The following is an 8,083-nucleotide window of genomic DNA, read 5'->3' on the forward strand; positions in this document are numbered from 1 at the left end:
CCCCACCCTCACCGCGACACGGGACACGGCCCGGGCCTGAACCCCGGGCCGTGTCCCCTCGGTTGGTCCGCGCCGTGACAAAAGAAAACCCCCGGGCAATTGCGCTCGGGGGTTTTCCTTGCGTATATTCATTGATTCGCGACTTCCTTATGGAGAAGTCGCGGAGAAGTTCAGTGAGCACAGTATATCCGGGCGGGAGCGGAATTGTCAAACACCGAATTTCCGGACGATGAATTGCGGCGCGAACAGGAATTCATCGACGGGCTGTACGCACGCGTGGACGCCCTCAGGGGCGTCACCGAGGACTCCCTCACGGACGCGCTCGCCCAGGGCCACACGCCCATGCAGGCCCGACTGGAGCGGGACATCCAGGTCGCCGAGCGCTCCGGGCTGCTCGCCGCGCTCAACGCGGTGGACGGCTCGCTGTGCTTCGGCCGGATCGACCTGGCCTCCGGGGAGTCCCACCACATCGGCCGGATCGGCCTGCGCGCCGACGACGCCGACCGCACCCCCATCCTGATCGACTGGCGCGCCGAGGTCGCCCGCCCCTTCTACCTGGCCACCGGCCACACCCCGATGGGGCTCAGGCGCCGCCGGCACATCTCCACCGAGGGGCGCCGGGTCACCGCCCTGCACGACGAGATCCTCGACCTCGGCGACGAGACCCGCACCGGCCACGAGGACCCCAGCGGCGACGCCGTGCTGCTCGCCGCGCTCAACTCCGCGCGCACCGGCCGCATGGCCGACATCGTGCGCACCATCCAGGCCGACCAGGACCGCATCATCCGCGCCCCGCACCGCGGGGTCCTGGTCGTCGAGGGCGGCCCCGGTACCGGCAAGACCGCCGTCGCCCTGCACCGCGCCGCCTACCTTCTCTACGAGCACCGCGAGCTGCTGGCCCGCCGCGCCGTGCTGATCGTCGGCCCCAACCCGGCCTTCCTCGGCTACATCGGCGAGGTCCTGCCCAGCCTGGGCGAGACCGGGGTGCTGCTGTCGACCGTCGGCGAGCTGTTCCCCGGTGTGAAGGCCACCCGCACCGACACGCCTCGCGCGGCGGCGGTGAAGGGCCGGGCCGACATGGCCGACGTGCTCGCCGAGGTCGTCCGCAGCCGGCAGTCGCTGCCCGACCCGGTCATCACCATCGAGCACGACCGCTCCATCCTGATGCTCGACGACGGCCTGGTGAACGTCGCCCGGGAACGCACCCGCGCCACCAAGCTGCCGCACAACGCGGCCCGCGAGCACTTCGAGGGCCACATCCTCAACACCCTCACCGACCTGTACGCGGAACGCATCGGCACCGACCCGTTCGACGGCTCCAACCTGCTCGACGCGAGCGACATCACCCAGATCCGCGACGAACTCGCCGAGAACCCCGAGGTGTGGGCCGCCATCGACCGGCTCTGGCCCCGGCTCACGCCGCAGCAGCTGGTCGCCGACTTCCTCGCCGCACCCGACGAGTTCCTGCCGCCCGAGGACGCCGACGCCGTCCGCCGCCCGGTCACCCGGCACTGGACCGTCTCCGACGTGCCGCTCCTCGACGAGGCGGCGGAGCTGCTCGGCGAGGACGACCGCCTGGAGCGCGAGCGGGCCGAGCAGGAGCGGCTGCGGCAGATCGCCTACGCGCAGGGCGTGCTCGACGTCTCCTACGCGTCCCGGACCTACGAGTTCGAGGACAAGGAGGAGGACGACCCCGAGGCCTCCGAGGTGCTCTCCGCGCACGACATCATCGACGCGGAGCGCTTCGCGGAACGGCACGAAGAGGCGGACCACCGCAGCGCCGCGGAGCGCGCCGCCGCCGACCGGACCTGGGCCTTCGGGCACATCATCGTCGACGAGGCGCAGGAGCTGTCGCCGATGGCGTGGCGGATGCTGATGCGGCGCATCCCGACCCGGTCGATGACGCTGGTCGGCGATCCGGCGCAGACCTCGGAGGCGGGCGGTGTCGGCTCCTGGGAGGACATCCTGGCGCCTTACGTCGAGGACCGCTGGGAGCACACCCGGCTCGGCGTCAACTACCGCACCCCCGCCGAGATCATGGAGGTCGCCGCGGCCGTGGTCCGCGCGGAGAACCCCTCCTTCGAGCCGCCGAGCTCGGTGCGCAGCACCGGTGTGAAGCCCTGGATCCGGGCGGTGGACGACCTGCCGGGCGCGGTCGCCGAGGCGGTGCGCGAGCTGACCCCCGAGGAGGGCAGGCTGGCCGTCATCGCCCCGCGTGAACTGCACCGGACCGTCGCCGCCCGCACGGACGGCCTCACGGCGGGCGCCGAGCCCGACCTGACCCGGACGGTCGTGCTGCTCGACCCGAAGCAGGCCAAGGGCCTGGAGTTCGACTCCGTCCTGGTCGTGGAGCCCGGCAGATACGGCACCAGCGACCTCTACGTCTCCCTGACCCGCGCCACCCAGCGCCTGGGCATCGTCCACACCGAGCCCCTGCCGAAGGGCCTGGTCGACGTGGCCTGACGGGCAAGCCGGGCCGGGCGGGCGTCGCGGTCACACCGGCCGCCCCCGCCCGGTCCGCTCATGACGGGGCCCGCCCGCGCGGGTCGAAGGGGTCAGGCCGGGCGCAGCCAGACCGTCGCCAGCGGGGGCAGGGTCAGGCGGATGCTGGCGGGGAAGCCGTGCCAGCCCTGGGGTTCCGGTTTGAGCGGGTCGGGGTTGGTGACGCCGCTGCCGCCGTAGCGGGTCGTGTCGGTGTTCAGGGTCTCGTGCCAGGCGGGGATGTCGTCGGGGACGCCGATGCGGTAGTCGTCCCGTAGCACGGGGGCGAAGTGGCAGACCGCGAGCAGCGGGGTGCCGGCGTCGTCGTAGCGCAGGAAGGCCAGCATGTTGTCCTCGGCGGCGTCGCCGGTCACCCAGCGGAAGCCGGACGGCTCGGTGTCGCACTGCCACAGCGCCGGGGTGCCGCGGTAGACGGTGTTGAGGTCGCGGACCAGTTCGCGCACGCCGCGGTGGTCGGCCTCGGCACCGTAGTTCGGGTCCAGCAGCCACCAGTCCGGGCCGTGCGTCTCCGACCACTCCGAGCCCTGCGCGAACTCCTGCCCCATGAACAGCAGTTGCTTGCCGGGGTGGGCCCACATGAAGCCGAGGTAGGCCCGGAGATTGGCGCGCTGCTGCCACCAGTCGCCCGGCATCTTCGACACCAGGGACTTCTTGCCGTGCACCACCTCGTCGTGCGAGATCGGCAGCACGTAGTTCTCGCTGTAGGCGTACACCATCGAGAACGTCATCTCGGGGTGGTGGTAGCGGCGGTGGATCGGGTCGTGGCTCATGTACTGCAGCGAGTCGTGCATCCAGCCCATGTTCCACTTGAAGCCGAAGCCGAGCCCGCCGAAGCCGCTGGGTCCCTTGTGATGGGTGGCCCGGGTGACGCCGTCCCAGGCCGTGGACTCCTCCGCGATCGTCACGACCCCGGGCACCCTGCGGTAGACGGTCGCGTTCATCTCCTGCAGGAACGCCACCGCGTCCAGGTTCTCCCGGCCGCCGTGCTCGTTCGGCGTCCACTGTCCCGGCTCGCGCGAGTAGTCGAGGTAGAGCATCGAGGCGACCGCGTCCACCCGCAGCCCGTCGATGTGGAACTCCTCGCACCAGTACAGGGCGTTGGCCACCAGGAAGTTGCGCACCTCGCGGCGCCCGAAGTCGAACTCCAGGGTGCCCCAGTCGGGGTGCGCGGCCCGCAACGGGTCCTCGTGCTCGTACAGCGGCCGCCCGTCGAACTCGGCCAGCGCCCAGTCGTCGCGCGGGAAGTGAGCCGGCACCCAGTCCATGATCACACCGATGCCGGCCCGGTGCAGCGCGTCCACCAGGTACTTGAAGTCGTCGGGCGTGCCGAGCCGCGCGGTGGGCGCGTAGAAGCCGGTGACCTGGTAGCCCCAGGAGCCGCCGAAAGGATGCTCGGCGACCGGCATCAGTTCGACATGAGTGAAGCCCAGATCCTTGACGTAAGCGGGGAGCTGCTCGGCGAGCTGCCGGTAGGTGAGGCCCGGGCGCCAGGACGGCAGGTGTACCTCGTACACGGAGAAGGGCGCGCGGTGCGCGGGCACCTCGGCGCGGCGCTCCATCCACTCCTGGTCGTTCCACACATGGTGCGAGGAGGTCACCATGGACGAGGTGGCCGGGGGGACCTCGGTGCGGCGGGCCAGCGGATCGGCGCGCAGGGTGCGCGAGCCGTCGGGCCGGGTGATCTCGAACTTGTACAGCTCGCCCTCGCCGATGCCCGGCAGGAACAGCTCCCACACCCCGGAGGAGCCCAGCGAGCGCATCGGGCAGGCGGTGCCGTCCCAGAAGTTGAAGGAGCCGGCCACCCGTACCCCGAGCGCGTTCGGCGCCCACACCGAGAAGCGGGTGCCGCTCACGCCCTGGTGGGTCATGGGGTGCGCGCCGAGCACCGTCCACAGCTGCTCGTGGCGGCCCTCGCCGATCAGATGCAGGTCCAGTTCACCGAGCGTGGGCAGGAACCGGTACGCGTCCTCGATCTCCAGCTCCGCCCCCTCGTACCGCACCCGCAGGCGGTACGCGGGCACCTCGCGCAGCGGCAGCATCCCGGAGAAGAAGCCCTCGCCGTCGTCGTGCAGCTCGACACTGACACCGCCGGAGAGCAGGGTCACGCCCAGCGCGTACGGCTTGAGGACACGGAAGGCCACACCGCCGGGCACCGGGTGCGCCCCGAGCACGGAGTGCGGCGCGTGATGCGTGCCGTTGAGCAGCCGCTCCCGGTCCGCGCCGCCGACTGCCGGGGAGACGGCCAGCTCCATCTCGGGGGGCGTGAGCTGCCCGGACGCCGGCGACGCCGACGGTGCCGATGATCCGGACGACGCAGACGACGCAGACGACGCAGACAGCGGTGGTGACGCTGCCGCGCTCGCCGCCGGGTCCTTGGCCGCCGCCTTCTTCGCCACGGCCTTCCGGGCCGACTTCTGTGCCGATTTCGTGGCGGCCGCCTTCTTCTCGGTCACCTTCCTCGGGGTGGCCTTCCTGGCCGTCCCCGTCTGCGCCGCGGCCTTCTTCGCCGCGGCCTTCTTCGCCGCGGCCTTCTTCGCCACGGCCTTCTTCGCCACGGCCTTCTTCGCCACGGCCTTCTTGGCGGTCGCCTTCTTCGCGGCGGACGGCGCCGGCCCGTCTGCCGGGGGTGCCGGCTCGGGCGTCTCGTGGGACTCGGGGCGGGGGATCACGGGCGAAGCCTCCTGGGCGAGCGCGGGAGATCAGGTCAGGTCGGACGCGGTGAGCCGGTGCACCGCGGCCAGCGGTACGGCGAGCCACTCGGGGCGGTGGCGGGCCTCGTAGACGACCTCGTAGACCGCCTTGTCGGTCTCGCAGGCGCGCAGCAGCACCGGGTCGGTCCGCGGGTCGCGCCCGGAGGCCTCCCCGTACCCGGAGCAGTACGCCGCCCGGCAGTGCTCGGCCCACTCGGGCTGCGGCGGGTCCACCGAGCGTGCCGCGTAGTCGAAGGAGCGCAGCATGCCGGCCACGTCCCGTACCGCCGGCTGCGGCATGCGCCGCTCGCTCAGCGGGCGGGCGGGTTCGCCCTCGAAGTCGATCAGTGACCAGTCGCCGTCCGGGGAGCGCAGGCACTGCCCGAGATGCAGATCGCCGTGTATCCGCTGCGCGGTCCAGGTGCGTCCCTCCGCGGCCAGCTCGTCCAGCGCCGAGTACGCCGAGCGCAGCCCCTCCGCGTACGGGCGCAGCACCGGCACCGCCTGGACGGCGGCCTCCAGCCGCTCCCGCATGCCGTCGACCATCGCGTGCACCTGGGTGTGACCCAGGGTGACGGTCGGCAGGGCGCGGGCCAGCGCGGTGTGCACCTCGGCGGTGGCCCGCCCCAGCGCCCGCGCCTCGGCGACGAAGTCCTCGCCCTTGGCCAGCTCCCGCAGGGCCAGCTCCCAGCCGTCCGTGGCGCCCTGCACGAAGGGCTGGAGCACGGCCAGCACATACGGTTCCGCGGCCGGCCCGGGCGCGTCGTCGGGGTCCGCGATCAGCCAGGCCGTGGGCGGGGGCACCCGGGTGCAGCCCGCGCGGGCCAGCGCCAGCGGCAGCTCCAGATCGGGGTTGATCCCGGGCACGATCCGGCGCAGCAGTTTCAGAATGAATGTATCGCCGTAGACGACCGAGGAGTTGGACTGCTCGGCGGTCATCAGGCGCGGCACCAGGCCGCCGCGTATCTCCTGGTGCGGGTCCCGTTCAAAACGAAGCCCGCCGATCCGGGCCTGGGTGCGCAGCGCCTCCAGGAGCAGTTCGGCGGGCCGGGTGTCGTGCAGGGCCTCGTAGACCGTCCGTCCGGCCAGGGGCCCCTCACTGACATGACCGATCAGCGCGGGCGCCAGCCGGGGCGGCAGCGCCTCGCGCACGCCTATGAGCAGCTGGTAGCAGTCGCCGGGGGTCTCGGCGCCGCCGTGCCCCGGCAGCAGCGGCTGGTGGGCGCGGACCAGCAGGTGGTACAGCCCCAGTTTCGCGGTGGCGGGCAGCAGCTCGGTCGCCTGGACCAGGGTGAACCCGGTGACCGGGCGGCCCTTGCCGGCGAACCACCGCTGCCGCGGCAGCCACTCCCGCAGCAGTGGATCGAGTGACGCAAGCAGGCCGGGCGGGGTCGTGACGGTGCGGGTGACGGCTTCCGACATGGCGTCGCGTCCTTTCCCCTGGTTCGGCGGGCCCCTGGGGGGGCGCCGCCGGTGGGCGGGGTGTTACTGATGCGTGCCCCGGGCGGAGCGGAGGAAACGCCCCGCCCCGGGGTGCGGGCCCGTCGTCGACAGGCTTTACGCGGCGTCCTTGCGGAGCCGGAACCAGTAGAAGCCGTGACCCCCGAGGGTCAGCAGATACGGCAGCTCCCCGATGGCCGGGAAGCGGACACCGCCGAACAGCTCTACCGGATGCCGGCCCTCGAAGGCGCTCAGATCCAGCTCGGTCGGCTGCGCGAAACGCGAGAAGTTGTTCACGCAGAGCACCAGGTCGTCCTCGTACTCGCGCAGGAAGGCCAGCACCGCCGGGTTGGACGAGGGCAGCTCGGTGTAGGTGCCGAGCCCGAACGCCACGTTCTGCTTGCGGATCTCGATCATCCGGCGGGTCCAGTGCAGCAGCGAGGACGGCGAGGCCATGGACGCCTCGACATTGGTGACCTGGTAGCCGTAGACCGGGTCCATGATCGTCGGCAGGAACAGCCGCCCCGGATCGCACGACGAGAAGCCCGCGTTGCGGTCCGGCGTCCACTGCATGGGGGTGCGCACCGCGTCGCGGTCGCCGAGCCAGATGTTGTCGCCCATGCCGATCTCGTCGCCGTAGTACATCACCGGCGAGCCGGGCAGGGAGAGCAGCAGGGCGGTGAACAGCTCGATCTGGTTGCGGTCGTTGTCGAGCAGCGGGGCGAGGCGGCGGCGGATGCCGATGTTGGCGCGCATGCGGGGGTCCTTGGCGTACTCCGCCCACATGTAGTCGCGTTCCTCGTCGGTGACCATCTCCAGGGTCAGCTCGTCGTGGTTGCGCAGGAAGATGCCCCACTGGCAGCCCGAGGGGATCGCGGGCGTCTTCGCGAGGATCTCCGAGACCGGGTAGCGGGACTCGCGGCGCACCGCCATGAAGATGCGCGGCATCACCGGGAAATGGAAGGCCATGTGGCACTCGTCGCCGCCCACCCGGTAGTCACCGAAGTAGTCGACCACGTCCTCGGGCCACTGGTTGGCCTCCGCCAGCAGCACCTTGTCCGGGTACTGGGCGTCGATCTCCTTGCGCACCCGCTTCAGGAAGGCGTGCGTCTCCGGCAGGTTCTCGCAGTTGGTGCCCTCCCTCTGGTACAGGTACGGCACCGCGTCCAGCCGGAAGCCGTCGATGCCCAGATCCAGCCAGAACTTCAGTGCGGAGATCATCTCCTCCTGCACCGCCGGGTTGTCGTAGTTGAGATCCGGCTGGTGCGAGAAGAAGCGGTGCCAGTAGTACTGCTTGCGCACCGGGTCGTACGTCCAGTTCGACGCCTCGGTGTCGACGAAGATGATCCGGGCGTCCTGGAACTGTTTGTCGTCGTCGGCCCACACGTAGTAGTCGCCGTAGGGCCCGTCGGGATCGCGGCGCGACTCCTGGAACCACGGGTGCTGGTCGC

At 71.4% G+C, this 8,083-nt stretch carries 4 protein-coding genes; 1 reads left to right on the top strand and 3 read right to left on the bottom strand.

What is annotated here, in order from left to right; all coding sequences use genetic code 11:
• The first annotated feature begins 234 nt into the window (after positions 1-234).
• Entirely contained in the window at positions 235-2,463 is a 2,229-nt protein-coding gene (locus tag ABD207_RS31025) for a HelD family protein (RefSeq protein WP_344016645.1), read from the top strand.
• Positions 2,464-2,555: 92 nt separating this feature from the next.
• Here ABD207_RS31025 and glgB read toward each other — a convergent pair whose 3' ends face one another.
• The 3 genes from glgB to treS form a co-directional block, all read right to left on the bottom strand.
• A complete protein-coding gene (glgB, locus tag ABD207_RS31030) occupies positions 2,556-5,171 on the bottom strand; it encodes a 1,4-alpha-glucan branching enzyme (RefSeq protein ID WP_344016639.1) in 2,616 nt (871 codons plus the stop codon).
• A gap of 30 nt (positions 5,172-5,201) precedes the next feature.
• Positions 5,202-6,614 (bottom strand): maltokinase N-terminal cap-like domain-containing protein, encoded by a 1,413-nt coding sequence (locus ABD207_RS31035; RefSeq protein WP_344016641.1) that lies wholly within the window; start codon positions 6,612-6,614, stop codon positions 5,202-5,204.
• Between the two features lie 135 nt (positions 6,615-6,749).
• Positions 6,750-8,083, bottom strand: a 1,334-nt coding sequence (treS, locus tag ABD207_RS31040; RefSeq protein ID WP_344016643.1) for a maltose alpha-D-glucosyltransferase, incomplete at its 5' end; no start/stop codon positions are given.

The sequence above is a fragment of the Streptomyces thermospinosisporus genome, assembly GCF_039526425.1.
GTDB classification, from domain to species: Bacteria; Actinomycetota; Actinomycetes; order Streptomycetales; family Streptomycetaceae; genus Streptomyces; species Streptomyces thermocarboxydovorans.